29 protein-coding genes and 1 tRNA gene are annotated in these 26,179 nt (G+C 59.6%); 15 read left to right on the top strand and 15 right to left on the bottom strand.

Annotation, left to right across the window (positions count from 1 at the left end; genetic code table 11):
* Positions 1-20: 20 nt before the first annotated feature.
* Positions 21-914: a bacteriohemerythrin gene (locus MGMAQ_RS01220; protein ID WP_082085198.1), complete on the top strand. Its 894-nt coding sequence runs from the start codon at positions 21-23 to the stop codon at positions 912-914.
* On the opposite strand, the gene MGMAQ_RS01225 is transcribed toward MGMAQ_RS01220, so the two are convergent.
* The 3 genes from MGMAQ_RS01225 to rmuC all read right to left on the bottom strand — a co-directional run bounded on the left by MGMAQ_RS01225 (position 859) and on the right by rmuC (position 3,875).
* Positions 859-1,317, bottom strand: coding sequence for an NfeD family protein (locus MGMAQ_RS01225; protein WP_046020101.1), 459 nt, complete (start codon positions 1,315-1,317; stop codon positions 859-861). The genes MGMAQ_RS01220 and MGMAQ_RS01225 overlap by 56 nt on opposite strands.
* A 3-nt stretch (positions 1,318-1,320) precedes the next feature.
* Complete coding sequence (locus MGMAQ_RS01230; protein ID WP_252508665.1) at positions 1,321-2,349, bottom strand: SPFH domain-containing protein; 1,029 nt, start codon at positions 2,347-2,349, stop codon at positions 1,321-1,323.
* 62 nt (positions 2,350-2,411) lie between these two features.
* A complete protein-coding gene (rmuC, locus tag MGMAQ_RS01235; RefSeq protein ID WP_158498739.1) occupies positions 2,412-3,875 on the bottom strand; it encodes a DNA recombination protein RmuC in 1,464 nt (487 codons plus the stop codon).
* Between the two features lie 88 nt (positions 3,876-3,963).
* Between rmuC and MGMAQ_RS01240 the strand changes: the two genes are divergently transcribed.
* From MGMAQ_RS01240 to MGMAQ_RS01255, 4 genes are all read left to right on the top strand, one after another.
* Positions 3,964-5,367 (top strand): DUF4139 domain-containing protein, encoded by a 1,404-nt coding sequence (locus MGMAQ_RS01240; RefSeq protein ID WP_046020103.1) that lies wholly within the window; start codon positions 3,964-3,966, stop codon positions 5,365-5,367.
* Positions 5,368-5,428: 61 nt separating this feature from the next.
* Positions 5,429-5,941, top strand: a complete 513-nt coding sequence (def, locus tag MGMAQ_RS01245) for a peptide deformylase (RefSeq protein ID WP_046020104.1) — start codon at positions 5,429-5,431, stop codon at positions 5,939-5,941.
* A gap of 165 nt (positions 5,942-6,106) precedes the next feature.
* Positions 6,107-6,436: a hypothetical protein gene (locus MGMAQ_RS01250; protein WP_046020105.1), complete on the top strand. Its 330-nt coding sequence runs from the start codon at positions 6,107-6,109 to the stop codon at positions 6,434-6,436.
* Positions 6,437-6,637: 201 nt separating this feature from the next.
* Positions 6,638-6,970, top strand: a complete 333-nt coding sequence (locus tag MGMAQ_RS01255) for a hypothetical protein (RefSeq protein ID WP_046020106.1) — start codon at positions 6,638-6,640, stop codon at positions 6,968-6,970.
* A 64-nt stretch (positions 6,971-7,034) separates the two neighbouring features.
* Here MGMAQ_RS01255 and MGMAQ_RS01260 read toward each other — a convergent pair whose 3' ends face one another.
* A complete protein-coding gene (locus MGMAQ_RS01260) occupies positions 7,035-7,280 on the bottom strand; it encodes a HypC/HybG/HupF family hydrogenase formation chaperone (RefSeq protein ID WP_046020107.1) in 246 nt (81 codons plus the stop codon).
* Between the two features lie 98 nt (positions 7,281-7,378).
* Here MGMAQ_RS01260 and MGMAQ_RS01265 point away from each other — a divergent pair, with 98 nt between their 5' ends.
* The 6 genes from MGMAQ_RS01265 to MGMAQ_RS01290 all read left to right on the top strand — a co-directional run bounded on the left by MGMAQ_RS01265 (position 7,379) and on the right by MGMAQ_RS01290 (position 13,213).
* A complete protein-coding gene (locus tag MGMAQ_RS01265; protein WP_046020108.1) occupies positions 7,379-7,852 on the top strand; it encodes a hydrogenase maturation protease in 474 nt (157 codons plus the stop codon).
* Positions 7,853-8,052: 200 nt separating this feature from the next.
* Entirely contained in the window at positions 8,053-8,448 is a 396-nt protein-coding gene (locus MGMAQ_RS01270) for a hydrogenase expression/formation C-terminal domain-containing protein (RefSeq protein ID WP_082085199.1), read from the top strand.
* Positions 8,449-8,463: 15 nt separating this feature from the next.
* Positions 8,464-9,555 (top strand): hydrogenase small subunit, encoded by a 1,092-nt coding sequence (locus MGMAQ_RS01275; RefSeq protein ID WP_046020110.1) that lies wholly within the window; start codon positions 8,464-8,466, stop codon positions 9,553-9,555.
* Between the two features lie 3 nt (positions 9,556-9,558).
* Positions 9,559-10,218, top strand: coding sequence for a hypothetical protein (locus tag MGMAQ_RS01280; protein WP_046020111.1), 660 nt, complete (start codon positions 9,559-9,561; stop codon positions 10,216-10,218).
* Positions 10,215-11,498, top strand: a complete 1,284-nt coding sequence (locus MGMAQ_RS01285; protein ID WP_046020112.1) for a (Fe-S)-binding protein — start codon at positions 10,215-10,217, stop codon at positions 11,496-11,498. The genes MGMAQ_RS01280 and MGMAQ_RS01285 overlap by 4 nt, the downstream gene beginning before the upstream one ends.
* Positions 11,495-13,213 carry a nickel-dependent hydrogenase large subunit gene (locus MGMAQ_RS01290; protein ID WP_046020113.1) on the top strand — a complete coding sequence of 573 codons (1,719 nt, stop codon included), beginning with the start codon at positions 11,495-11,497 and terminating at the stop codon, positions 13,211-13,213. Before MGMAQ_RS01285 ends, MGMAQ_RS01290 begins: the two co-directional genes overlap by 4 nt.
* A gap of 51 nt (positions 13,214-13,264) precedes the next feature.
* On the opposite strand, the gene MGMAQ_RS01295 is transcribed toward MGMAQ_RS01290, so the two are convergent.
* The 6 genes from MGMAQ_RS01295 to MGMAQ_RS19120 form a co-directional block, all read right to left on the bottom strand.
* Positions 13,265-13,885 carry a DsbA family protein gene (locus MGMAQ_RS01295; protein WP_046020114.1) on the bottom strand — a complete coding sequence of 207 codons (621 nt, stop codon included), beginning with the start codon at positions 13,883-13,885 and terminating at the stop codon, positions 13,265-13,267.
* Positions 13,886-14,010: 125 nt separating this feature from the next.
* Positions 14,011-14,655, bottom strand: coding sequence for a TetR/AcrR family transcriptional regulator (locus tag MGMAQ_RS01300; RefSeq protein WP_052716026.1), 645 nt, complete (start codon positions 14,653-14,655; stop codon positions 14,011-14,013).
* Positions 14,656-14,703: 48 nt separating this feature from the next.
* A complete protein-coding gene (gene rlmN, locus MGMAQ_RS01305) occupies positions 14,704-15,855 on the bottom strand; it encodes a 23S rRNA (adenine(2503)-C(2))-methyltransferase RlmN (RefSeq protein ID WP_082085201.1) in 1,152 nt (383 codons plus the stop codon).
* A 31-nt stretch (positions 15,856-15,886) separates the two neighbouring features.
* Entirely contained in the window at positions 15,887-16,606 is a 720-nt protein-coding gene (locus MGMAQ_RS01310) for an LrgB family protein (RefSeq protein WP_046020115.1), read from the bottom strand.
* On the bottom strand, positions 16,603-16,956 hold the full coding sequence (locus MGMAQ_RS01315) for a CidA/LrgA family protein (protein ID WP_046020116.1): 354 nt from the start codon (positions 16,954-16,956) through the stop codon (positions 16,603-16,605). Before MGMAQ_RS01315 ends, MGMAQ_RS01310 begins: the two co-directional genes overlap by 4 nt.
* 19 nt (positions 16,957-16,975) lie before the next feature.
* Positions 16,976-17,389: a bacteriohemerythrin gene (locus tag MGMAQ_RS19120; RefSeq protein ID WP_052716027.1), complete on the bottom strand. Its 414-nt coding sequence runs from the start codon at positions 17,387-17,389 to the stop codon at positions 16,976-16,978.
* A gap of 450 nt (positions 17,390-17,839) precedes the next feature.
* On the opposite strand from MGMAQ_RS19120, the gene MGMAQ_RS01325 reads away from it, so the two are divergent.
* Positions 17,840-18,865 (top strand): aspartate-semialdehyde dehydrogenase, encoded by a 1,026-nt coding sequence (locus tag MGMAQ_RS01325; protein ID WP_046020117.1) that lies wholly within the window; start codon positions 17,840-17,842, stop codon positions 18,863-18,865.
* Positions 18,866-19,267: 402 nt separating this feature from the next.
* Here the strand turns inward: MGMAQ_RS01325 and MGMAQ_RS01335 are convergent, their stop codons facing one another.
* The 5 genes from MGMAQ_RS01335 to MGMAQ_RS01355 form a co-directional block, all read right to left on the bottom strand.
* On the bottom strand, positions 19,268-20,299 hold the full coding sequence (locus tag MGMAQ_RS01335) for an IS110 family transposase (RefSeq protein ID WP_046020119.1): 1,032 nt from the start codon (positions 20,297-20,299) through the stop codon (positions 19,268-19,270).
* A gap of 369 nt (positions 20,300-20,668) precedes the next feature.
* Positions 20,669-20,893, bottom strand: coding sequence for a hypothetical protein (locus MGMAQ_RS01340; protein WP_046020120.1), 225 nt, complete (start codon positions 20,891-20,893; stop codon positions 20,669-20,671).
* A complete protein-coding gene (locus MGMAQ_RS01345; RefSeq protein ID WP_046020121.1) occupies positions 20,893-23,160 on the bottom strand; it encodes an NADP-dependent malic enzyme in 2,268 nt (755 codons plus the stop codon). Before MGMAQ_RS01345 ends, MGMAQ_RS01340 begins: the two co-directional genes overlap by 1 nt.
* Before the next feature lie 40 nt (positions 23,161-23,200).
* Entirely contained in the window at positions 23,201-23,701 is a 501-nt protein-coding gene (locus MGMAQ_RS01350) for a hypothetical protein (protein ID WP_046020122.1), read from the bottom strand.
* A 116-nt stretch (positions 23,702-23,817) separates the two neighbouring features.
* A tRNA-Gly gene (locus MGMAQ_RS01355) sits at positions 23,818-23,891 on the bottom strand.
* Between the two features lie 127 nt (positions 23,892-24,018).
* Here MGMAQ_RS01355 and MGMAQ_RS01360 point away from each other — a divergent pair.
* From MGMAQ_RS01360 to folE, 3 genes are all read left to right on the top strand, one after another.
* Positions 24,019-24,966 carry a radical SAM protein gene (locus tag MGMAQ_RS01360; protein ID WP_046020123.1) on the top strand — a complete coding sequence of 316 codons (948 nt, stop codon included), beginning with the start codon at positions 24,019-24,021 and terminating at the stop codon, positions 24,964-24,966.
* Between the two features lie 82 nt (positions 24,967-25,048).
* On the top strand, positions 25,049-25,441 hold the full coding sequence (gene apaG, locus MGMAQ_RS01365) for a Co2+/Mg2+ efflux protein ApaG (protein WP_046020124.1): 393 nt from the start codon (positions 25,049-25,051) through the stop codon (positions 25,439-25,441).
* Positions 25,442-25,510: 69 nt separating this feature from the next.
* Complete coding sequence (gene folE / locus MGMAQ_RS01370; RefSeq protein ID WP_052716028.1) at positions 25,511-26,152, top strand: GTP cyclohydrolase I FolE; 642 nt, start codon at positions 25,511-25,513, stop codon at positions 26,150-26,152.
* The last annotated feature ends 27 nt before the right edge of the window (positions 26,153-26,179 follow it).

A 26,179-nucleotide genomic window follows, 5' to 3' on the forward strand; every position in this document is an offset into this window, starting at 1 on the left:
GATTCTGACAGGAGCCGTCAATGTTCATTGACCCGCAAAAGATCCCACGGACAGGGAGCCCGATGATCGATGCGGCGCATGCCCGCTTGGCGGAGATCGCGAACGAGGCCTACGATCTTTGGCAGACCGGGGCGCAAGACAGGTCCGTCAACGATACATTGCGCCTGTTTATCGAGATGGCGAGACGTCACTTTCACACCGAGGAAAGAGAGATTCGCAACGCGGGATTCGAGGCTTGGCGGGAGCACGCGAAAATGCATCAAATGCTTCTTGCGGAACTATCGAGCCTGTGTTTGGAGGTCAGGGATACCGCAAACAGTGATCGCGTAAAATACAGCGTGTTTCAGACTCTCGATGGCATTCTCTATCAACATGAATTCCTGGATGACCAAGATTTTTGGCATCTGTTCGTCAAAGAAGAAATCAGCTCGTCTGTGTTGGCGGAATTGATCCCTTGGGAAGACCGTTTCTCCGTGGGCGATGATTCCATTGACCGCCAGCACAAAACTTTGATCAAAATGCTCAACCGCCTTCACGTTAGTCTCAACGAGGAAGGTGAATGCCCTGATGTTTCCGACCAGTTGGCCAATATTGAAGCCCATACCCGTTGGCACTTTTCCTACGAAGAAAGCTTCATGGAAAAAATTGGCATGACCCAGGGCCTTGATGGGCACAAGGCCTTGCACCGTAATCTTCTATTGCAGATCGAAAGCCTCATCCATGGGTTCAATGCGGTGACATCCCCCATTCCCAAGGATATCGTGCGAACAAGTCTGAAAAGCTGGCTGTTGGATCACCTGCTCAATGTGGACCGCGGGATTATGGGCCAGTTGGAAAAAATCGATCGATCCCAGGTGGTCAATCCTCAGGACCGGCCTCGGTCACATTCAACAGCACCCCGTCGGCGGCGATGACCTTGACCCGGGTGCCTTCGGGCAGGTTGGGGCCGGTAACTTTCCACATGGTATCATCCACATGGATGCGGCCCAGGCCGTTGACGATGGGTTCGTTCAGGGTGAACACCCGGCCCACATATTGATGACCGCGCCGGTTCAGGGTCGGGTGGTCGGATTCCACCGGGTGAACATTGACCACCTTGCGCCCGATGATGACGATCAGCAAAGACAAGCCGGAGAAGATCAGGATCTGCTGTTCCCAGACCAGGTGGGGCATCATGAACAGCATGCCGCCCATGACCAATCCGGCCAGCCCCATCCAGAGAAACACCAGTCCCGGGGCGAAAATCTCCAGCACGATCAGCGCAACGCCGATGATCAGCCAGTGCCAAAAAGTCAATTGGGAAAGCAGCGCGTCCATCGATCAACCTCCCCAGGGGCCGTCTTTTTCCGCCCGTTCGGCGCGCGGTTTGGGCACCGGTCGGGCGGTGGCCTTGACCGGCGGTTTCGGTGGCGTGGGAGATTTTCCGGTATCGCGCAGCAACTCGGCCACGCCACCCACGGCGCCCAGCAGGCCGCTGGCCTCCAGGGGCATCATGACCACCTTTGAATTATTAGCCCCGGCGATGCCTTGCAGGGCCTCGGTATAACGCAGGGCGACGAAGTAATTGACGGCGTTAATGTCTCCTTCGGCAATGGCCTTGGAGACCATTTCGGTGGCTCGGGCCTCTGCTTCCGCGGCGCGCTCGCGGGCCTCGGCGTCGCGGAAAGCGGCTTCCTTCCGGCCCTCGGATTCCAAGATGGCCCCTTGCTTGGCCCCTTCCGCGCGCAGAATGGCCGCCTGCTTTTCGCCTTCGGCGGTCAGGACTTCGGCCCGCTTGTCGCGCTCGGCCTTCATTTGCCGCCCCATGGATTCCACCAGATCGCGCGGCGGCGAGATATCCTTGATCTCGATACGGGTGACCTTGACACCCCAGGGGGTGGTGGCCTCGTCGACCACATGCAACAGTTCGGCATTGATCTTATCGCGCTGGCTGAGCAGTTCGTCCAGGTCCATGGAGCCCATCACCGTGCGGATGTTGGTCATGGTCAGGTTGAGGGTGGCGCGGGTCAACTGACTGACTTCGTAGGATGCCTTGGCCGCGTCCAGCACCTGATAGAAAACCACCCCGTCGACCGTCACCATGGCGTTGTCGCGGGTGATGATCTCCTGCTCCGGCACATCCAAAACCTGTTCCATCATGTTCATCTTGGCGCCGATGCGATCGATCACCGGCATGATGAAATGCAGCCCCGGGGCCAGGGTGCGGGTATAGCGCCCAAAACGCTCGACGGTGTATTCGAGGCCCTGCGGCACCACCTTGACGCTGAGCACCACGATCACCACGGCCAGAATCAATATGAAAACGGCAAAGGTGGAAAAGGATCCGAGCATGATATCCATCGCTTCCATGGTCTAAAGGTCTCCCATCTTGGCTTGAATGCCCAACAGTCTGCCATGGCCCCGTGACAGGGTCATGAAGAGTCTTCCTCGTCGGTAAGCGGCAGCACCGGGTCCTGCGCGTCGCCTTCGATCAGGTCGTCTTCGATGGTCACCAATTCGAAGGGCGGGAAATGGCCGGGCATTTCCTGGGTCCGGGTGGGACGCACGCCCAGACGGTTGAGCCGCCGGACCCGGGGCAACAGGGTGCCGTTCAGCGACTTGGCCAGCTTGACATAGGCGTTGGTCGAAGTGCGCAGGCCGTTGCCCATGGTCTTGGCATGGACCAGGAAGGTGCCGATGGCATCCATCAAGGCCTGGGTGCCCTCGACGATCTTGATCTGGTTTTCCGCCTGTCGCTCCAATTCGATTTCCACCCGGGCGAAAGCAATCAGGCTGGCCAGGGCGGTGGGCCCGGCAACGGTAATCTCGTTGCGCGCCGCCTTGCGGATGAATTCCGGATCGGCCTGGCCGACCTTTTCCACCGCCCCTTCGTTGGGCAAATACATGATATTCATGATCCGCTTGACCGTTTCACCCCGTCCGGCATCGTGGAAGCTCTTGACCACGGCGGAAGCGTAATTCTTGCCGGCCAATTGTTTCAGGTGCTCGTTCATGGTTCGCACCAAACCCTGACGCACCGTTTCTTCTTCTTCGGTGCCTTCGGCTTCGGCCAGGTCGAGCAGGAACTTGGACGCCTTGGCATCAATCACCAACAAGGTATCACCGGGCAGGAATACCACCGCGTCAGGCCGCACCCCGGCCTCGCTGACCGCATACTGCATGATGAAATCGCGGCCCTTTTCCAAGCCGAAGGACTTCAAGGTGTTTTCCAGGCCGATCTCGGCGAAGTACCCGGCACCGCCGGGACTGGTCAGAGCCCGCCAGACCGTATCGAGAGTCTGTTCCTGCTCGCCGGTCTTGGATTGCAAGGTGGCCAGATTTTCGGTCACTGTCTTGATCTGGCCGACCAACTCCTCGGTGGTCTTGGTGATGCGCTCGGCGGTGTCCTTGCGGGCCGCTTGGGATTCCCTTTGATGGTCCTCGATCAGCTTGCTGGAAACCTGCTGCGCGGTTTTCAGCACCGCCGACTTGGCGGCATCCAGGCTTTCCGCCCGGGCGCGATCCCAATCGGCCATGCGTTGGCGCATCTCGGCGGCTTCCTGGGCCTTCAGGGCGCCCTGCTTTTCCGCCTCGACGGCCTTGGCGCGCGCGGATTCGGCGCGCGATTCAGCGGACTGCTTCTCGGCGAGGGCCTGATCCAACCGGGCTTCGGTACTTTCCAGATGGGCCTCGGCGGCGGCCCGTTGGGCGGCATGGGTCTCCAGCCGTGCCCGGGCATCTTCCAATTCCGAGCGCGCCTGATCCAGGGCCTGTTCGCCCTCGTCCAACGCCGTGGCCAGACGGGCATCCAGGTCCCGCCCGCGCATCCAGGCAGCAACCAACAACCCCAAGGCCAGAGCCAATCCCACCGCCAGGGCCACGGCAACGGAATTCATGTCCAAATTCGACCACATTGCGGGCGGAAGCTTGCCTTAGTTGTCGTCTAAACGCAAACTTGCCGTAACCAATCCGAAGGAGAATTTCATGGGCCGTGTTCTGGGACTCGTTTTTGTCTTTGTCCTCTTTACCTCGCCACTGAAAGCGCAGGAGCAAACCGCGGGCGCCACCGATCGCACGGCTTTGGGAGTCACCGTCTATACCAATGGCCTGGCCATGGTCAGAGACACCCGCCGGGTAACCTTGAGCGAAGGCGAAAGCCGTCTGGCCTTGGAAGACGTGGCGGCGCGACTCGTGGCCGCCAGCGCGCGCCTCCATGGCGCCGGTGTGCGGGTGCTGGAACGGGATTTCGAATTCGACGTGATTTCTCCGCAAAGCCTGTTGGCCCGAGCCGAGGGTCACGACGTGGACGTGGTCTTGCTGGATGACGACAACGGCAAGCCGCTCACCCAACGGGGCAAAGTGCTCAGTGCCGAAGGCCAACCGGTGGTGATGATCGACGGCAAGATCTGGTCGGAACCGCCGGGCATCCTGGTCTATGACCAGCTCCCCGAGGGCCTGCGCACCCGTCCGACCCTTCTGGCCAGCGTCGATGCGGCCACCGCCGGGGAAAGACTGCTGGATCTGGGCTACCTGACCGAAGGCCTGGACTGGCAGGCCGACTACACCATCGAACTGAACAAGGAGATGACCCGCCTGGACCTGGAAGGCTGGGCCACCATTACCAATCTCAGCGGCGCCGACTATCCCCTGGCCGACCTGCAACTGGTCGCCGGATCGGTCCAGCGAACTCAGCGGCCTCGGCCCATGCTCAAAGCGCGCGGCACCACCATGGCCATGTCCGCCATGGCTGAAGCGGACATGCCCCGGAGAGAAAGCCTCGCCACCTTCCATCTCTATGACGTCGGTCGCCGGGTAACCCTGAAACGCAATCAGGCCAAACAGGTGGCACTGCTGGGTGGGGCGGACATCGAATCCAAACGCATCCTGGTATTGAATGGCGGGCCGAATCTTTATGGCCGCAATCGGGGCGTTCAGGGACCTTTGCATCCGCAGGCCCGGGTGACCTTCCGTAACTGGAAAGATAATCCCGGGGTGCCCCTGCCCGCCGGGACGGCGCGGCTGTATCAAAAAGACTCCAAGGGTCGCCTCCAGTTCATCGGCGAGGACCGGGTAAACGATACGCCGGTCAATGGCACGGTAACCCTGACCATCGGGCGTGCCTTCGACGTCACTGCCCACCGGGAACAGACCGACTTCCGCTGGATCGATCGCAAGAACCGCCAGGCCGAGAGTGCCCACAAGCTTGTCCTTGCCAATGGCGGCGACAAACCGGCAGAGCTGCGGGTGGAAGAAAACCTTGGTGGTGAATGGCGGATTTTGGAAGAAAGCCTGCCCCATGACCGGGTCGCCAACCGGGCGGTCTGGACGGTCTCGGTACCGCCGCGCGAAGAGGTGGTTTTGACCTACCGAATCCGCACGACGCCTTGACCAACAGGCGGTTCGGGCTTATGTGACCTAGGAGCGACCACACTATTCTCCGAGAATACCGATGCCTGAGTTAGAGATCCTCACCGCCCCCGATCCGCGCCTGAAGACCAAGTGCCTGCCGGTGGCCGAAGTGGACGACGAGATTCGCCTATTGATGAACGATATGTTGACCGCCATGTACGGCGCCAACGGGATCGGCCTGGCGGCGCCGCAGGTCAACGTGCATAAACGAATCATCGTTATCGACGTATCACCCAAGGAGCAAGAGCGGGACCCGATCCGCATGGTCAACCCGGAGATCGTCGAGGAATCCGGGGAACAGGTCACCAAGGAAGAAGGCTGCCTGTCGCTGCCCGACCAATGGGCGGATGTCACCCGCCCGGCCGCGGTCACGGTCCGCTATATGGATGAAACCGGCAAAGCCCAGCGGTTAAGGGCCGATGGGGTGCTGGCCACCTGCGTCCAACACGAGATGGACCATCTCGATGGCGTGTTGTTCGTCGATCACGTCTCGGCGCTGAAGCGCAACATGATTCTGCGCAAACTTCAAAAGGCTAAGAAAACCGGCGGTTAACGTTTTACCGGCGGAATTCCAGACCTTATTTCCGATTGCTAATATATTGAAATATAAGAGAATAAAAATCTCTTCATATTTGTTCTAATTTTGTGACGAACGTCACAGCGGGGGAAGTGCCGAAACCGCCATAAAGGTGTCAACAACACCAAGGGACGAAGCACAATGACCACCGGGACACCAGACGACCCCATCGACCGCCTTGAGTTTTCCGTCGCCAATATGCTGGACGACCTGGAAACCATGCTGGAACGCTCCAAAGCCTGCCACTATGTGTGTCGGGAACAGGTGGAGGTCATGGAAAAGATCACCGCTGCCATCGACAACGCCAACGCGGACAAGGCCTTTGCCTACGCCTCATTGCTCTGTGGCGGGATGATGGAATGCGCCGATGATTGCCCCAATCGGGATCTGGGCCAGGAGCTGTTGGACCTTACCTTGTTGTGGAAAATGGCGCGCGGTACGAACTCCAGCCCCTATGAAGATATCAAGTAGATAATATATTATCGTGAAGCTCATATGAGACATATGAGATCACAATATACAGATCTGCTTTGCATTTAAAAAATTATATGATATACTCACTCTAGTTGAAGTGAGCCATTCGTATTGGAGGTTGCCATGATTAGTTTTGCAATGGGGAATCTCAATAAGCCGAACGCTAGTGGAAGCCATGGTCACCCAAGGGATAAGCTAATGAGATCCCTGGGATACCAAAAAGAGGCTTATGAGGCGATCGAGGTGAATGGAGAGAAAGATTTCAGCACCATGGTTGGCTGTACCTCTAAAAAGATACGCCCCTGGTGGTTCAAGGAAGCGGGTGGTCCTTATGGGATCCGTGTCTACTATGGAAATAGGGTCTTGGACATCAACGGTAAATCCGATGTGATCGTCGGCGACGAAAAGGCGATGATCCCGAAGGCCATCGACTGGCTGTTGGAGCAAGTGGAAGCGGGGGCCTTTGATCAATCATTGAACAAGGTGGTGGAGGAAATGTCCGCCCGCCGCAAACAGGCCGAAACAGGCTAGCCCGTGGAAACCCGCTCGCGGGCTTGGGAACCGGACTAGGTGCCGAACGCCGACGTCTTGATCCTCAATCCCCGTTGGCGGCGATTTCCTCCGGAGTGAGGATTTCCCGGAATAGATCCTGGGATTCCTTGGCTTCGTCGGGGGGGACGGTGCGGAAAATCACCCCCCGCGAGATCAAGACATAGTCACCCAGTTTGGGAGGCTCGTGCAACATGCGGTCGACCTTGGCGGTCCGCCTGTGGCCGAATACCTCGCAAAGGGCCTCGCTTTCGTTGACCTCTATCACAATCATGGGGACAGCTAGGCACATGGCTGGGGTCTCCGATCCGGAATGGATTTGACCAGACGAGCGGTCTGGTCCGTGATATATCGTCACGCCTTTCAATCCGCAAGCATAAGGGGACTCCCATGGAAAACAAAGCAAGGGGCATTTTGGTCCTGGGCCTGGGCAATCTGATTCTCTCAGACGAGGGAATCGGGTCCGTTGTGGCGCGTGTCTTGTCCGAGGGTGCCGCGTTGGACGCGGAGATCATGGACGGCGGGACCACCGGTCTGCGACTGCTGCCGGAAATCGAAAACCGGGCGGGGGTCATTTTCGTCGACGCGGCGAATTTGAAGGCAGAGCCAGGAACCCTGAAAGTTTTTGAAGACCATGAGTTCGATGGCTTCCTCAATCGCATCACGCCAAGCGCCCATGATGTGGGCCTGCATGATTTGGTCACGACCCTGCGTCTGACCGGCACGATCCCCGCCCGACGCGCCTTGGTCGCCGTCCAACCGGGCAGCCTTGAAATGGGCGACTCGTTGAGTTCAGCAGTGTCCGAGTCGGTGGAAAAAACCTGTGACGCGGTGCGTGCTTTGGTGTCGGCATGGACCACCTAAATCACAGCGAAATAGAGTTATACCAAAGGGGTGTCATGCGCAGGAATGTTGCGTCGCACCCCAAATTTCTTTAATAACCTTTTTATAATATGTAATAGTATACCATTACAGATATTACACTTTCCATATATTCGCAAAGTGTTATATCATATTGGTCTAAGCGTTCGGCATCTTGGATCAAGGCTGCACCCCGCATTATCATGCTGCGGCGCAGAACAAATAAAATGTCCGGTAGGGTATCAGGTGCGGTTGAGGCCATCCTCAACCAGTTGAGTGGAGACTTGGAGCGTCTGGTTAAAGACGGAATCCAAACCGCCATTGACCTCCGCACCCTGCCTCTGACAGATCCCGAAATCATCCAGCTCATCGCGTTTCTTGGCGAAGGCGAAGTCTCTGCCACAGTCAATGCCCAAGGGCGTAGCGACGTGCGGGAAACCGTCTACCCCGGTCTCTGGCTGGTCACTCATTTCGATGGTTCCGAGCGCCAGCAAGGTCAGCTGATCGAAGTCACCGACATACCCGAAATTTTGAAGACCCAGAGGGCCGATGCCCTTGCGGGCCAACAGGCGTTGAGCAAACGCCTGGCAACTGACTAGTCGTGGAGGACTGGCATGGGGAACAATAAGACTTTAACCGAGGTGCTGCAGAGCCGGGGCGTGAGCCGGCGCGGTTTCCTCAAATACTGTGCGGGGTTGGCGTCCATCATGGCGCTTCCGCCCGCCATGGCCCCCAGAATCGCCGCGGCGCTGGAATCCCAGCGGCGTCCGTCGGTCATCTGGCTGTCCTTCCAGGAATGCACCGGCTGCACCGAGGCCCTGACCCGGTCGCACTCGCCGACCCTGGAGGAACTGATCCTCAACGTCATTTCGTTGGACTATCACCATACATTGCAAGCCGCTTCCGGCCATGCGGCGGAAGCCGCCCGCGAACAGGCCATGCATGAGAACAAGGGCAAGTACCTGGTGTTGGTGGATGGCTCCATCCCCGTCGGCAACCCCGGCTTCTCGACCATCGCCGGCATTTCCAACAAGGATATGCTGTTGGATACGGTCAAGGATGCGGCAGCGGTGGTTTCCATCGGTACCTGCGCCGCATACGGCGGTCTGCCCAAGGCCAATCCCAACCCGACGGGTGCCGTGGCGGTGACCGATCTGGTTAAGGACAAGCCGGTGATCAACGTGCCCGGCTGCCCGCCGATCCCGGTGGTGATGACAGCTGTCTTGGCCCACTACCTGACCTTCGGGACCATCCCCGAATTGGATGCCCAGGGTCGGCCCAAGGCTTTCTATGGCGAAACCATCCATGACCGCTGCTATCGCCGGACCTTCTATGACCAAGGCAAATTCGCCAAGGGTTTCGATGATGAAGGCGCGCGCAAGGGCTGGTGCCTGTTCGAACTGGGTTGCAAAGGCCCCGTAACCTATAACGCCTGCGCCACGGTCAAGTGGAATGACGGGACCAGTTTCCCGATCCAAGCCGGTCACGGCTGTATCGGCTGTTCGCAGCCGGACTTCTGGGACGCGGGTGGGTTCTATGATGCCCTGTCCATCCCCAATGGCAGTTCCTATGCCACTGCCGGAGCCGCCGCCGCGGGCGGTGTCGCCGCGGGTGCCGTGATGGCGGTTGCCAACACAGCCAAACGCAAAAAGGCCGCCGCAAACCGCGAGCCGGTCACCATTGAAGATCTGAAGGGGGAGGGTTGAGCCATGACTGGAACTGAACTCCTGCTCTGGGCCAAGGGACCGGGCTTCAACATCGCCCTGATTATCCTTTTGTTCGGCCTATTGCTGAGACTATTCGAAATCCTCTCGTTGGGTCGGCGCCCCGATCGCTCGGTGCCCCGAGGCGACGCCCGCTCGCAGGGCATGAAGACCATGTGGAGCCGCTTCTTCCCCGGCCACGGCATGCTGATGCTGTCGCCGGTGGTGCATATCGCGGGATACGTTTTCCATGCCGGTCTGTTCATCGCCATCTTCCTGTTTGTCCCGCATATCCAACTGTTGGAACAAGTCGTCCAGTTCGCCTGGCCCGGTCTGCCCAGCAATGTGGTTGACGGCGTGACCCTGGTCACCTTGCTGTCCATGATCGCTTTGCTCGTGGCCCGCATGAAGGACCCGGTGAAAAAGATGCTGTCGGGGTTCGAGGACTATCTGACTTGGGTCCTGACCTTCCTGCCGTTGCTGACCGGCTATCTGGCGGTCAACCGGCTGTTCTATGATTATGAAACCATCCTGGCCCTGCACATCCTCAGTGTTGAGCTGCTCATGGTGCTGTTCCCCTTCACCAAGCTCATGCACGCCATCACCTGGGCCTTCGCACGTTACTACTCCGGCACCATCGCCGGCCGGAAGGGAGCCCACTCATGACGCAATCCTTCGAAAACGGACTCAAGTCCATGATGGAACAGATGGATGCGCCCATTGCGTCCTTCCTGTCCTCCTGCGTGCACTGCGGCCTATGCGCCGAGGCTTGCCTGTTCTACACCGAGACCGGCGACCCCAAGTACACGCCGATCCATAAACTCGAACCGCTGAAAAAGATGTGGCGGCGGGAATATACCCTTTGGGGAAAGCTGGGCGGCATGGTCGGCCTGTTCCCCAAAGTCACCGAAAAGGACTTCGAGGACTGGGAAGAACTGGTCTACGACTCTTGCACCATGTGCGGTCGTTGTTCCATGGCTTGCCCGGTTGGCAATGACATCACCTATATGATCCGCAAGATGCGCGAAGGCTTCTCGGCCGCCGGGTATGTGCCCGAGGGCATGGCCAAGGCGGGCGTGCGGGCGATCAACGAGATCAGCCCCATCGGCATCAAACCGGCCATGGTTGCCAAGCAGTGCGAGAAGCAATCCAAGGAAACCGGCCTGCCCATCGAGATGGACAAGGCGGGCGTGGACTACATGGTGTTGCTGTCGTCCATGGAAGTCATGGGCTTCCCCGAGATCATCGGCGCCATGGCCAAGATCTTCAAGAAGGCAGGGATCACCTGGACCATTTCGTCCAAGGCCTATGAAGCCACCAACATCGGCATTCAGATCGGCAACAAGGAAGTGGCCAAGTTCCTGGTGCAACGGGTTTATGACGAAGCCGTGGCCCTGGGCGTCAAGGGCGTCATCAGCCCCGAATGCGGCCATGCCTATCAGGCCATCCGCTGGGACGGCCCCAACCTGTTGGGCAAGGAATATCCCTTCGAGGTCATCCATCTGGTGGACCTTCTGGGCAAGTTGCAGGCCGAGGGCAAACTGCCCCTGACCGGCAAGTACCCCAAGAAGCTCACCTACCACGATCCGTGCCAGCTCAATCGGCGCGGCGGTCTCGATATCCCGGCCAACAAGCTCATCGACGCGGTAGCCGAGGATTGCACCCCCATGGAAGACGAAGGCGCATGGGGCTGGTGCTGCGGTGGCGGTGGCGGCGTTTCAGCCAATCACCGGGCCGAAGAGTTGCGCTACAAGGTTTTCGGAATGAAGAAACGCCAGATCGAAAAGATCCGGCCGGAAGAGCTTCTGACCACCTGCGCCAACTGCCGCAACGTCATCGAGGAAGCCCTCGACGAATATGAAATGAACCTGCCCGTCATCGGCTTGACCGAACTCCTGGCGGACTACCTGGACGACGGCGGCAAGCCGGGGGAGAGTGAACAATGACAAAGCGACTGGTTGTCGACCCCATCACCCGTATCGAGGGCCATCTGCGCATCGAAGCGCAAATGGACGGTGACACCATTACTGGAGCCTATTCCTCCGGCACCATGGTGCGTGGCCTTGAAATCATCCTGCGTGATCGGGATCCCCGCGACGCCTGGGCTTATGCGCAGCGCATCTGTGGGGTCTGCACCCTGGTCCATGGCATGGCGTCCATCCGTGCGGTGGAAGATGCCCTGAACTATCAGGTGCCCTACAACGCGCAGATCATTCGCAACCTGATGATCGCCGCCCAATATGTGCATGATCATGTGATGCATTTCTATCACCTGCATGCCCTGGATTGGGTGGATGTGGTCTCGGCGCTCAAGGCCGATCCCAAGGCAACCTCGGAACTGGCCCAGAGCCTATCCAGTTGGCCCCTGTCCTCGCCGGGCTATTTCGCCGATACCCAAAAACGCCTGAAAGATTTCGTCGAGCAAGGGCAGTTGGGCATCTTTGCCGGTGGCTACTGGGGGCACTCGGAATACAAGCTGCCGCCGGAAGCCAATCTGATGGCCGTGGCCCACTATCTCGAAGCCTTGTCCTGGCAGCGTGACGTGGTGGACCTGCACGCCATCTTCGGCGGCAAGAACCCGCATCCCATGTTCCTGGTGGGCGGCGTGCCGACCCCGATCAGCCCGGATACGGATTCCGGCCTCAACGCCGAACGCCTGTCCAAGGTGGCCGATGTTTTAGGCAAGATGCTGACCTTCGTGGATCAGGTATACGTACCCGACACCATTGCCATCGCCAGCTTCTACAAGGACTGGTTCAAACAGGGCGAAGGTTTGGGCAATTTCATGTGCTTTGGTGATCTGCCTGGCAAGGACATCAAGGATATCGGATCCTTCGGTCTGCCCCGGGGCGCCATCCTCAACAAGGATCTCTCGACCATCCATGAAGTGGACCTGCATGATCCCTCGCAGGTGGAAGAGTATGTCTCCCATTCCTGGTACGACTACGAGGGCGGCAAGGACAAAGGCCTGCATCCCTACGACGGCGAGACCACCTTCAACTACGATGGCCCGACCCCGCCCTACGATCAGCTGGACGTGGAGAAAGGCTATTCCTGGATGAAGTCGCCCCGCTGGAAAGGCCATGCCATGGAAGTGGGGCCGCTGGCCCGCATCCTGTTGCTCTATGCCAAGGGCCATGAGCAAACCAAGGCCCTGGCGGACTCCACCCTCAAGACCTTGGATCTGCCGATCGAGGCCATGTTCTCCACCCTTGGCCGCACGGCGGCCCGGACGCTGGAGACCAAGGTCATTGTCGACATGATGCACGACATGTATGGGCAGCTCATCGCCAACATCAAGGCGGGCGATACCAAGACCCATAACGAGACCCTGTGGGATCCCTCCACCTGGCCGTCGGAAGCCCGCGGTGCCGGGTTCATGGAAGCCCCGCGTGGCGGACTGTCCCATTGGATCGTCATCAAGAATGGCAAGATCGACAATTACCAGGCGGTTGTTCCCAGCACCTGGAATGCCGGTCCCCGCGACCCCAAGGGTCAGGCGGGCGCCTACGAAGCGGCTCTGGCCGGTCACAAGCTGGCCAATCAGGAACAACCGCTGGAGATCCTGCGGACCATCCACAGCTTCGACCCCTGCATCGCCTGCGCCGTGCATCTGACCGGCGAGGACGGTGAGGAATTGTTGCAGCTCAAAGTAACTTGAACGTAGTCACACCCTGCGTTCTTTCCGGGCCCCTTCGGGGGTCCGGCTTTTTTATGCCGCCAACCAGGCCTCGACGTCCGGCCAGAGTTCGGCAAAGGGACGGTAGCCGGTGGCCACGGCGCGGGCGTCGCGGCCCTCGCGCAGGAGCAGGGTGGGGAAGCCCTTGACCCCCCAGGCCTGCACCGCCTTGAATTCCTCGTAGGTGGTCTGTTTGGCCTCGTTGCTGTCGAAAGCCTCTAAGAAAGCCTCCCGATTCAGAGCCAATTCTTCGGCCAGGTCGGCCAATACATCGGCCTGGGTGATGTCATGGTTATCGACATAAAAGGCCCGGTGCGCTCCGTGCAGCATGGGCACGGCGGATTCCCTGTCCAGGTGCCGGGCGGTGACCACGGCCCGGCAGGCAGGCTCGGTGTCATAGACGAATTCGTGGTCGTTCAAGAGATCAAGATTGAATCCCTGGCCGGTGCGCGTCGCCACCCCGGCCCAGGCCTCGCGGATGTAGTTGCGCAAATCCTTATCCCAGGGTTCCTTGGTATAAGGTCGCAGACCACCCACGCGCAGGGAGACCGGTACCTCACCGGCAAGATTCTCGGTCAGGCTGGCAAATACCGGCGCAAACCCCCAGCACCAGGAACACATGGGATCGGCTATGAGCAGGATTTCACGGTCCATCAAAGTTCCCTCAGGCATGCGGCAGAAAAGGCTCACGAATGAGCTCGCTCGGTCAAAAACCAGACTGAGCCTACCGCGTGCACCCAAAAAGGGTCAATTCACCCTTTCGTTGGGCTCTTGGGAATTCAGTTGCCCTTGCCGAACAGGCTATCGAAGAAGCCGCCTTTGCTGGCCGCCTTGCCATCGCCGGTGCGGCACCACAGCGCGTTCTTGGCGCTATCGGCGATCACCTGCAAGGATTGACGATCATCGCTGACCTTCGACATCACCCGCAGCCCCTGAATGGTGCCAACGATATACCGCGCCAAAGCCGCCACATCGGCATCCGGGGCCAGGTCTTCCTCGGTCTGGGCCCGGCGCAGAAGCTCAATGAGCGGAGCGTTCAAGCCGTTCAGCGCCTCGGTGACCGTTTCCGCTACCGCCGCATCCCGTCCGGCCAACTCGGTCACCGTATTGGTGATCAGGCAGCCCTTGCGGCTGGCGGCGCCTTCTTGCACCACCACATCCAACAGGCCATCAATGATGGTGCGAGCGCTGGCGGTGGTGGCCGTCTGCAAATGACGGCGCACGACGGACTGTTCCAAATAGTGGCTCAAGGCCTCCTGAAACAGCGTCGCTTTGTCACCGAAGGCATTGTACAGACTGCCTCGTTTCAGTCCGGTAGCGCCTTCCAGGTCTTGAATGGACGTGGCTTCGAAACCACGCGACCAAAAGACCTCAACAACCTTATTCATCACTTCATTTTGATCGAATTCCCTGGGGCGTGCCATGCTCCCTACTCCTCGTCTCTCTATTCTTGAACGATATTTTATATCATGTTAGCCGAAAAGGGAAGGTTCATCCGTCACTCCGGCGGCGATACGGGCCTTTTGTAGGCTTTTGCGTTCCCGCTGACTTTCCGATTTGAGCTGCCCACAAGCGGCCATGATGTCGCGGCCTCGCGGCACACGGATCGGCGCAGAAAGGCCTAAGTCATTAAGTAAGTTTGAAAATTTCTTCATGACGGCGGGCGGTGAAGGTTCATAGCCGCAGCCCGGCCAGGCATTAAAGGGCAGCAAATTGACCTTGGCCGGAAGGTCTTTTAAGCGGCGCGCCAATTCGCGTGCATCGGCCTCAGAATCATTGATCCCATTCAGCAATAGATATTCAAAAGTGATCCTCCGGGCATTACTCGCGCCAGGATAGTCCCGGCAGGCGGCAAATAGCGCATCCAAAGGATATTTCTTGTTGATGGGCATCAGTTCATCGCGCAACTCATCATTGACCGCATGCAGGCTGATGGCCAAATCGGTGTTCACCTCTTCCCCGTAGCGCTTCATCATCGGCACCACGCCCGACGTGGACAGGGTGATGCGGCGGCGCGAGATACCCAGGCCCTCGGCGTCCATGGCAATCAGCATGGCGTCGCGCACGGCCTCGTAATTGAACAGCGGTTCGCCCATGCCCATAACGACAATATTAGTCAGCTGCCGCGAGCCGTCGTTGGGGGTCGGCCATTCGCCGGCGGCGTCGCGGGCGCTCATGAACTGGCCGACAATCTCCCCAGCGGTCAAATTGCGCACCAGAAGCTGCGTGCCCGTATGGCAGAATCGGCAGGTCAGGGTACAGCCCACCTGGGTCGAGATGCAGACCGCGCCCCGGTCGGTTTCGGGGATATGCACGGTCTCCGCCTCGTTACCGTCGGCGAATCGCAGCAGCCACTTGGCGGTGCCGTCGCTGGACTTCTGTTCCTGCACCAATTTCGGGCGGCCGACCACGTAGTGATCCTTCATGCGTTCCCGCAGCGGCTTGGCCAGGGTGGTCATGGCGGCGAAGTCGGTTTCGCCTTGATGATAGATCCAATGCCACAACTGCTTGGCACGAAAGGGCTTTTCTCCGAAAGCCTGCATTTCGGCCTTCAGTTCGTCGCGGGTCAGGCCCAGCAAATCCTTGCGCGTATCGTCGGTTGCGATGTCCATGGCGCCGAACATATAGGCGCATTCACCGAGTTTTGGAAGGGCTCTAAAACAAAAGGTCGAATAACAACGGGAGAAGGATGGCCGTGGCCAGACCGTTCAACCCCATGGCGAGACCGGCAAAGGCCCCCGATACCGGATGAACTTCCAGCGCCCGGGCGGTGCCGATGCCGTGGCTGGCGGTGCCCATGGCCAGCCCCCGGGCCTCCCGGTCCTTGATCCGCAGCACATTGAGCACGAAGCCGCCGAACAGAGCGCCGGTCATGCCGGTCAGGATCACCAACACAGCGGTCAGACTGGGTAGGCCGCCAAGCTTTTCGGCGATACCCATGGCAATGGGGGTGGTCACCGACTTGGGCGCCAGGGAGATCACCGTCTGTCGCGAGGCCTCCATGGCCCAGGCGATGACCACGGCACTAGACGCGGCAGTCACCGAGCCAAGCACCAGCGAGACCCCCACCGCCAGGGCGGATTTGCGGATCTGGGCAAAATGCAGATAGAGCGGCACAGCCAAGGCCACCGTGGCCGGGCCGAGCATGAAATGGACGAACTGGGCGCCCTCGAAATAGGTGGCGTAGTCCGTATCGGTGGCCAGCAAGAAAGCCACCAGCATCAACACCGCCAGCAGCACCGGATTGAACAAGGGAAACCGCCCGGCACGGCGATAGATCCAGTCACCGATCTGATAGGCCACCAAGGTCAGGGTCAGCGCCGTCAGAGGACTGGCCGAGAGATAAACCCAAATCTGTTGCAGCTCGTTGTTCATTGCTTGGGTCCGCCCAAGCGCATCAGATATTTCATTGCCAGGCCGGTGACCGCGATGGTCAGGATCGTCGAAGCGATCAAGGCCACCAGAACCGCTTCCCATTCCGCCTGCAACAGACGCAGGTGGATCATTACCCCCACCCCGGCGGGAACGAATAATAAGGACAGATGCTGTAGCAGGCCGTTGGCGGTGGATTGCAGTCCTTCCGGCGCGCTGCCTCGGATCATCAATCCGACGAACAGCAAAGCCATGCCAATCACCGGCCCGGGAACGGGAATGCCCGTGGCCAGGGCGACGGCCTCGCCCGCCAATTGGCAGGCCAGCAACAAGGTGACGAACTTCAGGAACATGGAGCCATTACCAGCCCGGTCAGGCGGCACCGTTGCGCTTGGCCACGTGGTCTCGGATGCGCATGTCGCTGACCAGCACGTGGGTCTGAATCCACACGGTGACAAAATCAATGAAGCCGGGGAAATCGAATTCTGCCGGAGCTTCGGTGAAGCGTTTGTTATAGTCGGCAACCGCCTGGCGCAGGTTTTCATGCTCGAACTTGTGTGGCACCAGATCGGGGAACTGTACCGATTCCATCAGCGCCTCTTCGTCGGCGAAATGCTTCAAGCAGTAGTCCAGCAAGGCATCCAGGGCGCGGCGCAAGGCAGCGCCGTTTTTTCCCGCCGCATAGTCATCGCGCAATTCCGCAATCAGTTCGAACAGCTTCTGATGCTGCTGATCGACCTTCCCCACCCCGATTTCATACCTGGAATTCCAGGATATGGTGCGCATTGGAGCATCCCCCACTTCTAGTTCTTCTCACTTATTTGTTATTGGTATGATGTTGCCCGTTCCCAGGCTCAAGTGCAAGCGGGAACGCGGCAGGCGGTGCCGTCATGGTCCTTTGGGGTCCGGGTCTCCTTTCCTCCTCTCCCTGCGTGACAACAATTCTCCTTGAATTCCACAGTTCCTGGCGGTATTGGTGGCGGTGACGGAGAAAGAACGATCATGTCTTACGCAGAGGCCCTCATGAGCATCGACCCGCAAGCCCTCCCGGGCTTGGCCGGTGCCCTGTGCCCGTCCGTCATCACCAAAACCCGGACCACTACCACCTGAGCAACGCGGGCCGGATCACATTTGATGCAACAAGGCCCGCGAGGACGCTCCCGCGGGCTTTTGGTTATCTAAAGACAGCCTCTCGGGACCGTGGTCGCGGGACCATATGGAGAAAGGAATAAGACGATGGGTTATAAGGTCGCCGTGGTCGGCGCCACGGGCAACGTGGGACGCGAATTGCTGTCCATTCTGGCGGAGCGCGAGTTTCCGGTGAGCGAAGTGGTGGCTTTGGCCTCGCATCGCTCGGTGGGCCGCGAGATCTCTTTTGGCGAGGACGAGATCGTCACGGTTCAAAACCTGGAGACCTACGACTTCAAGGGCACCGACATCGTATTGTCCTCGCCGGGGGCCTCGGTATCGGCCAAATACAGCCCGATCGCCGCCGCCGCCGGGGCCGTGGTGATCGACAACACTTCCCATTTCCGCATGGATCCGGACGTGCCCCTGGTGGTGCCGGAAGTAAACCCGGAAGCCATCGACGGCTTCACCAAGCGCCGCATCATCGCCAATCCCAATTGTTCGACCATTCAGATGGTGGTGGCCTTGAAGCCCCTGCATGACCTGGCGACCATCAAGCGGGTGGTGGTGGCGACCTATCAATCCACCTCGGGCAGCGGCAAGGAAGCCATGGACGAACTGTTCAACCAGACGCGCGGCATCTTTGTCAACGAGCCGGTGCAGAAGGAAAAGTTCACCAAACAGATTGCCTTCAACTGCATTCCCCATATTGACAAGTTCATGAACGACGGCTCGACCAAGGAAGAATGGAAGATGACGGTCGAGACCCGCAAGATCCTGGACAAGGACATCGAACTGACGGCCACCTGCGTGCGCATTCCCTGCTTCGTCAGCCATGCCGAGGCGATCAACATGGAATTCGCCAAGCCGCTGAGCGATAAAGAAGCCCGTCAGGCGCTGAAGCAGGCGCCGGGTCTGGTGGTCGTCGACCATCGCGCCGACGAGGGCTATGTCACCCCGGTGGAATGCGCTGGCGAGGACCCGGTCTATGTCAGCCGCATTCGCAAGGATCCGACGGTCGAGAACGGCCTCAATATCTGGGTGGTCGCCGACAACCTGCGCAAGGGCGCGGCGCTCAACACCGTTCAGATCGCCGAAGCCTTGATCAAGCGGCATCCCGACCTGGGGCGCTGATCCCGATCATTCCGCGACCCCGGCGGCTTCACCGGTACGAAGCCGCCGGGGAGCGATCCCTTTCCCTTGTCAAGGCGGGGCTTCCCAGTCCTCCAACGGCTCAAGCATCAAGATCTTGAAGCCATCCCGCCTGTGGGGCTGGCGCCTAACAGGCTGCTTCTGTAATCGAGTCATTTGAGTCAAGCTGATTTCCAAGCCGTCGGTTTGAACCTGGGGTATGTGGCGCCCTTTGCTTCTGTCCGCGGTCGACGTCGTCGCCGCATGATGGGGATCAAGGGGGATCGGGTGCAGCAATCTGAAAAGCGTGGTCTTACGCCACTGCAGCCTGCGCGCTGTCATCCGAGCCCCGCGCGTCGCCACGCGTCCTGGCCGCCCTTCAGGCGATCTCGGTTTTCGTTGTGTTTAGATGGCGGTCTCCTCCTTGCGGTACTGGAAGTCCGTGCCGTCGATCCACATGCGATGCATGATTACGGCGAGACGCCGGGCAACGGCTACCTTGGCGCGTTTCATCCCGCGCCTTTTGGCGACCGCGAGCCCCCAGTGTTTGAGCCAGGACCAACGGCGGGTTCGAGTGAGAAGTGCATTGGCGGCCTCGAACAAAAGCCAACGAACCATGGCATCTCCGCACTTGCTGATGGGGCCGCTTCGGTCCTGCTCTCCCGAGGCGTATCTGCGTGGGACAAGCCCGAAGTGGGCGCCGACCATGACCGACTTTTGAAACCGTTCCGGCACGTCGAGTCCTGTCCTGAAAGCGAGGGCGGTAACCGGGCCGACGCCGGGAACGGTCATCAGGCGCCGGCAAACGCTATCATCGCGCGCAGCGGCATGAACCTGCCGGTCGAGCTTGTCGAGTTGTTCGAGCAAGGCTTGGCGCGCAAGCAAGAGCGGCTCGGCGGCTGCGCTGAGGTGCGGGTTATCAGCCGTCAATTCCCGAACCCGCGCCGCGAAAAGGCGTCCGCGCGCCATACCGACCTTGAGGCCGAAAGCTTTCAATGTTCCTCGTACCGTATTGGACAACTGACGGACCTGATGAACCAGGGTCTCCCGATGGGTCAGCACCATCCGGAGCTCCTGACTGCGCGCGGTCTTGACGTGGGTCGCGCGGTACAAACCGGTCCGCATCGCCTGGCTGATCAAGCGGGCGTCGCGACGGTCCGTCTTGACTGGGCTGGCGCTGGCAAAGGCCTTCATTTGCCGGGTCTCGATACAAATCACAGGGAGGCCCCGACTGGACAGTCCTGCGTACAGCCAAGGCGCCAGAGGGCCAGCTTCCAACCCAATTCGCGCAAAGCCACGCCCGCTTTCCTCGAGCCAAGTGGCGACCGCCTCGGGTGTGCTTGACACCTTGCCTTCGCGAATGACGGTTCCCTTTGCATCAATCTCACAGATCGAAATGCTTGCCATCGATACGTCCATTCCAACAAAATACTCCATGGCTGGTCTCCTCTGTTCCATGTCCAGGAATTGACCCGGATCCTTGATCAAGACCGAGTGTGGAGACCAGCTGACTGTCTAGCGCGTGTCGGGTCCAATCGGACCCGCTAGACACGCGCGACCTTATTGGAATCGATCACGTTTTTCATGTTTGATCGAATCCGATCAAACACGACGTGATCTAGGCAATCCCTGACTGCTCGATTACCGCCATCTGAAAAAGTCTGATTTCGAGCTTGTGGCGACACTTGCTTCGACAAGCTCAGCATGAGGGCCTTTGAATAGCCTCACCCAGAGCTTCCTCATCCCGAGCTTGTCGAGGGACGAAGGGCGAGGCGGGCCGTCGGACAACACTTTGTCAGCAGTCTGCTAGCCCCGCCGACGGGCCTTCCCCAACGGCAGATAGGACCCGTTGCGATCCATGGCTTCGCTGGCCCAGGCCAGGGGGGCAACGCAACTCAGGCAGCCTTTCCAATCCTGCCACCAGCCCCGGTCGGATTGGCTGCGGACGGTGTAGACCGGTCCCTCGCCCCCGCATTTGGGGCAGGGGCCGGGTTCCTCCGCCAGACCATCGGGCAGGGTGAATTCCGCCACTAGCGCACGGCCTGATAGGCCGCCAGGGCGGCCATGTTGACAAGATCGTTGACCGTGGCTCCTTGGGTGACGATCTGTGCCGGTTTCTCCAGCCCCATGAGGATCGGGCCCATGACCGTGGCGCCGCCCAGTTCGCGCATCAGCTTGGTGGTGGCATGGCCCACATGCAGGCCTGGCATGATCAGCACATTGGCCGGACCGGACAGGCGGCAGAACGGATAGATCTCGCGCAGTTCGTTGTTTAGCGCCACGTCGATGCCCATCTCGCCATCAAACTCAAAGTCCACGTCGCGACTGGCCAGTTCCTCCACCGCCTTATGCATGACGGCGGCACGGGGCAGGGTCGGATTGCCGAAGTTGGAGAACGAGATAAAAGCCACCCGGGGCTCATGCCCCCACCGCCGGGCCACCCGGGCGCAATGCTGGGCCATGTCGGCCATTTGGGTGGCGCTGGGCAGTTCGTGCACCGCCGTATCGGCGACGAACAAGGTGCGCCCGCGGGCCAGCAACAAGGTCATGCCGTAGATCTCGTGATCCACCCGCCGGTCGATGACCCGGGTGATTTCGTCCAGGGCCTGATAGTGATTGCGGGTCAGCCCGGAAACCATGGCATCGGCGTCGCCTTGGGCCACCATACAGGCGGCAAAGGTGTTGCGATCTTGATTGACCATGCGCTGGGCATCGCGATAGAGCACCCCTTGGCGTTGCAGCCGGTCATAGAGGAACTCCATATAAAACTTGGCATTGGGATTGTACTTGGAATTGGTGATCTCCACCCCGTCCAGGTTGCCCAAGCCCAAATCTTCCACGGCCTCGGCGATGCGGTCTTCGCGACCGACCAGAATCGGCTGGCCATAGCCCAGATTGCGGAAGGTGATGGCGGCGCGAATGGATTTCTCTTCCTCGCCTTCGGCGAACACCACCCGGGGCTGCTCGGCCTTCACCTGATCGAAGATGCTTTGCAAGGTGGAAACGGTGGGATCGAGCCTAGCCGAGAGCTCGGTCTTGTAGTTGTCCATGTCCAAAATCGGCTTCTGGGCCACGCCCGTATCCATGGCCGCCTGGGCCACGGCGGGCGGAATGGCGGCGATCAGGCGCGGATCGAAAGGCGCCGGGATGATGTAGTCCGGGCCGTATTTGAGGTTCTGATCGGCATAGGCGGCGCCCACTTCGTCGGGTACGTCCGCGCGGGCCAGTTCGGCGATGGCGCGGGCGGCGGCGATCTTCATCTCGTCGTTGATGGTTCGGGCCCGCACGTCCAAGGCGCCCCGGAAAATATAGGGGAAGCCCAACACATTGTTGACCTGATTGGGGAAATCCGACCGGCCGGTGGCCATGATGGCGTCATCGCGCACCGCTTTGACGTCTTCGGGGAGGATCTCCGGGTCCGGATTTGCCATGGCGAATATGATCGGATTGGGCGCCATGGCGGCGGCCATCTCCTGGGTCACCGCGCCTTTTACCGACAGGCCGAAGAAGGCATCGGCGCCTTCGAGGGCTTCGGCAAGGGTGCGCTTGTCGGTGGGGGCCGCATGGGCCGATTTCCACTGGTTCATGCCCGCTTCCCGGCCTTGGTAGATGACACCCTTGGAATCACACAAGATGACGTTCTCGTGCTTGACGCCCATGGCCTTGACCAGTTCGACACAGGCGATGGCGGCGGCGCCCGCGCCATTACAGACCAGCGTGATGTCGCTCAGATCGCGCCCGGTCAGGTCGCAGGCATTGATCAATCCGGCGGCGGAAATGATCGCCGTGCCATGCTGGTCGTCGTGGAATACCGGGATGTCCATCAACTCGCGAAGGCGCTGTTCGATGATAAAGCATTCCGGCGCCTTGATGTCTTCCAGATTGATGCCGCCAAAAGACGGGCCCATGTATTTCACCGCATTGATGAACTCGTCCACATCCTCGGTTTCCAGCTCCAGATCAATGGAATCCACATCGGCGAAGCGCTTGAACAAGACCGCCTTGCCCTCCATCACCGGCTTGGAGGCCAGCGCGCCCAGATTGCCCAGGCCCAGCACCGCCGTGCCATTGGAGATCACGGCCACCATGTTGCCCTTGGCCGTGTAGTCATAGGCCAGCGATGGGTCCCGAGCGATCTCGCGACAGGGCGCCGCGACACCCGGCGAATAGGCCAAGGACAAATCCCGCTGAGTGGTCAGCGGCTTGGTGGGCTCAATGGCGACCTTGCCCGGCGGGTGGGCGGCATGCATGAGCAGGGCTTCGCGGTCCATGTCCAGGGGCGAGGATTTGTCGTCCATTGTGTGTCCAGTCTGAATGAGTGGGGAATTGGAGAGGCGGTCAGTCGGCGGCGCCGGCTTCATGCAGGTGAATATTGGTGGCGCCGTGGCGGGCCAGAATATCGCGGGCCTGGAGTTCCTTTTCAGCGTCGGTCACCCGCACCCAAAGGATCAGGCCACCGGCGTCCAGGGCGCGTTGGAAATCTTCTTGATGGCTGGAGGTGACTTCATCGAGCACTTCCTTGGCGGCGATGCCGCTAACCGCCGCACCGACAATGGCGCCCACCGTGGCCGCCACCGGACCCCCGGCCAGAAAAATACCGCCCGAGGCCACAAGCGGGCCGACGACTTTATATTCTCCCACCAAGGCAGTGATGGCGTCGCTCCAGGATCCGCTGGAACTTTCGGCGGCTTCCAAGGAATCATGGGAACTGAGCACACTCAGGTCGGGCTTTTCGAATCCGGCGTCGAGCAGGTCCCGGGTGGCGTCCTCGAAGGCCGCGCGGTCGGCGATCAGGCCAATGATTTCACGTTGGGTTTTGGAATCGGAAGACTCGGTCACCGGCTGGATTCCTCGTTGGCGGTTGCAGACTTACCCTCCATTGTGCCCCACCCGGTCGCCCTTGTTAAGGGACCCAGCACAATAAAGTGTCGTACGCCGCAAAATGGAGGAGCGCTTGGAGCGGGTGAAGGGAATCGAACCCTCGTATTCAGCTTGGGAAGCTGATGTTCTACCATTGAACTACACCCGCACGCTGACCCCGGTATAAGCCAAGGGCCCAAGGAGTTCAAGGGAACAGACCCTCCCACGCAATCGTGATTTTGACGCGATCCCCCCAAGCCGATACAAACACATATAGTCCTTGTTGGAGACCCAGGATGTCGCACGTTGAACACTTGTTGGATTCGGCCAAGTTCCGCGATCCGCTGATCACCGCCAAGGGAGAACGGCGGGCCGTGGTGGCCCTGACCCGGCTGCGGACCTTGTGGTTCAATACGGGCTCCCTGTGCAATCTGACCTGCGAGGGCTGTTATGTGGATTCCAGCCCCAAGAACGACCGTCTGGCCTATATCACCGCCGATGAGGTGCGGGGCTTTCTGAACGAAATCGCACGCGACCGGTTGCCGGTGGAGGAAATCGGTTTTACAGGTGGCGAGCCTTTCATGAATCCGGACCTTTGCGCCATGCTCGAGGATTGCCTTGGGCGCGGTCTGCGTTGTCTGGTGCTGACCAATGCCATGAAGCCCATGCTCAAGGTCCGCGAACAATTGCTGGATATCCGCGCCCGCCATGGCGACGCCCTGACCCTGCGTGTTTCCATTGATCACCATGAACCGGAAAACCACGACAGTCTGCGCGGCGAACATTCCTGGCGGCGCATGAGTGAAGGCGTGGAATGGCTGGTCTCGGAAGGTTTTAATCTGACCGTCGCCGGGCGGACCTGCTGGACCGACAGCCCGGAAGACCTTCGTCGGGGCTTTGCCGGCCTGTTCCGCCGTCTCGGATTGGATATTGATGCCGATGATCCGACACAACTGATCTTGTTTCCGGAAATGGATGAACACCAAGACGTGCCGGAAATCACCGTGGGTTGCTGGGATATTTTGGGCATCAAACCGGAAACCATCATGTGCGCGGAACAGCGCATGGTCATCAAACGCAAGGGCGCGGCCGGGCCGGTGGTGGTGCCTTGTACCTTGCTGCCCTACGACACCCGGTTCGAAATGGGCCAAAGCCTCGCCGAGGCTTCCCGGGCGGTGCGTCTAAACCATCCCCATTGCGCCAAATTCTGCGTGCTCGGTGGCGGATCGTGTTCCGTGGAATAGGGGCTATGGCTGGACAAACCGTTCCACGGCCCTAATATCGCAAAAAGCGACAACGGAACAACAACGGGCCGGGGCCCCCTGCATGTACAGCCGCACCACGCACGACATTACCATCGAAGTGGAATCCTATTACCTGGAGGACCAGTCCTCGCCGGAGGAAAGCCACTTTGTCTGGGCCTATCACATCCGCATCGAAAACAATGGCCTACAGACGGTGCAACTGCTGAACCGGCACTGGAAAATCACCGATGCTTTGGGTCGCAGCCAGGAAGTGCGAGGCTCCGGCGTGGTTGGCGAACAGCCGGTGCTGGAGCCCGGCGACAGCTTTGAATATACCAGTGGCACACCCCTGCCCACGGCCTCGGGGTTGATGGTCGGCAGCTATGAAATGGAAAGCGAGAACGGCGAAATATTTCATGCCGATGTGCCGGCCTTTTCCCTCGACAGCCCCCATGAACAGGTCACCATCAACTGAGCCGTGGTTGAAAGTCCTGGTTCCGTCTCCACATGAATTGGGATACGGAATGACTGAAAGGAACCCGAGGTGAACGTTTCAACTGGCAAAAACCTGCCCCGCGAAATCCATGGCGTCGATCTGCCGAAACCGAGCCGTGATGAAGCGGAACAGGCGGTGCGGACCCTATTGCGCTGGGCTGGCGATGATCCGACCCGCGAAGGGCTGCTGGACACGCCGAAGCGGGTCGTGCGCGCCTATGAGGAATTCTTTGCCGGATACGAACAGGACCCCGTGGAGATTCTTGAACGAACGTTCGAGGAAACCGACGGCTACGATGAGATGGTGTTGCTCAAGGATATCCGTATCGAATCCCATTGCGAGCACCACATGGTGCCGATTATCGGCCGCGCCCATGTGGCCTATATGCCCCATAAGCGGGTTGTGGGCATATCCAAGTTGGCGCGGGTCGTGGAAGTCTATGCCAAACGCTTGCAGATTCAGGAAAAAATGACCGCTCAGATCGCCAATGCCATCAATGGCGTCTTGCAGCCCCAAGGGGTCGCGGTGGTCATCGAGGCGGCTCATCAATGCATGACCACTCGGGGTGTCAATAAACCAGGCGTGACCATGGTAACCAGTACCATGTTAGGTATTTTCCGAGAGAATCCCACCACTCGGCGAGAGTTCTTGTCGATGATCGGCAATCCTTCCAGCGGCGGCTGTGCGTAATTCCTTTGTATGGGGTTGCCGCTTGCG

This window comes from Magnetospira sp. QH-2, from assembly GCF_000968135.1.
Taxonomy (GTDB): domain Bacteria; phylum Pseudomonadota; class Alphaproteobacteria; order Rhodospirillales; family Magnetospiraceae; genus Magnetospira.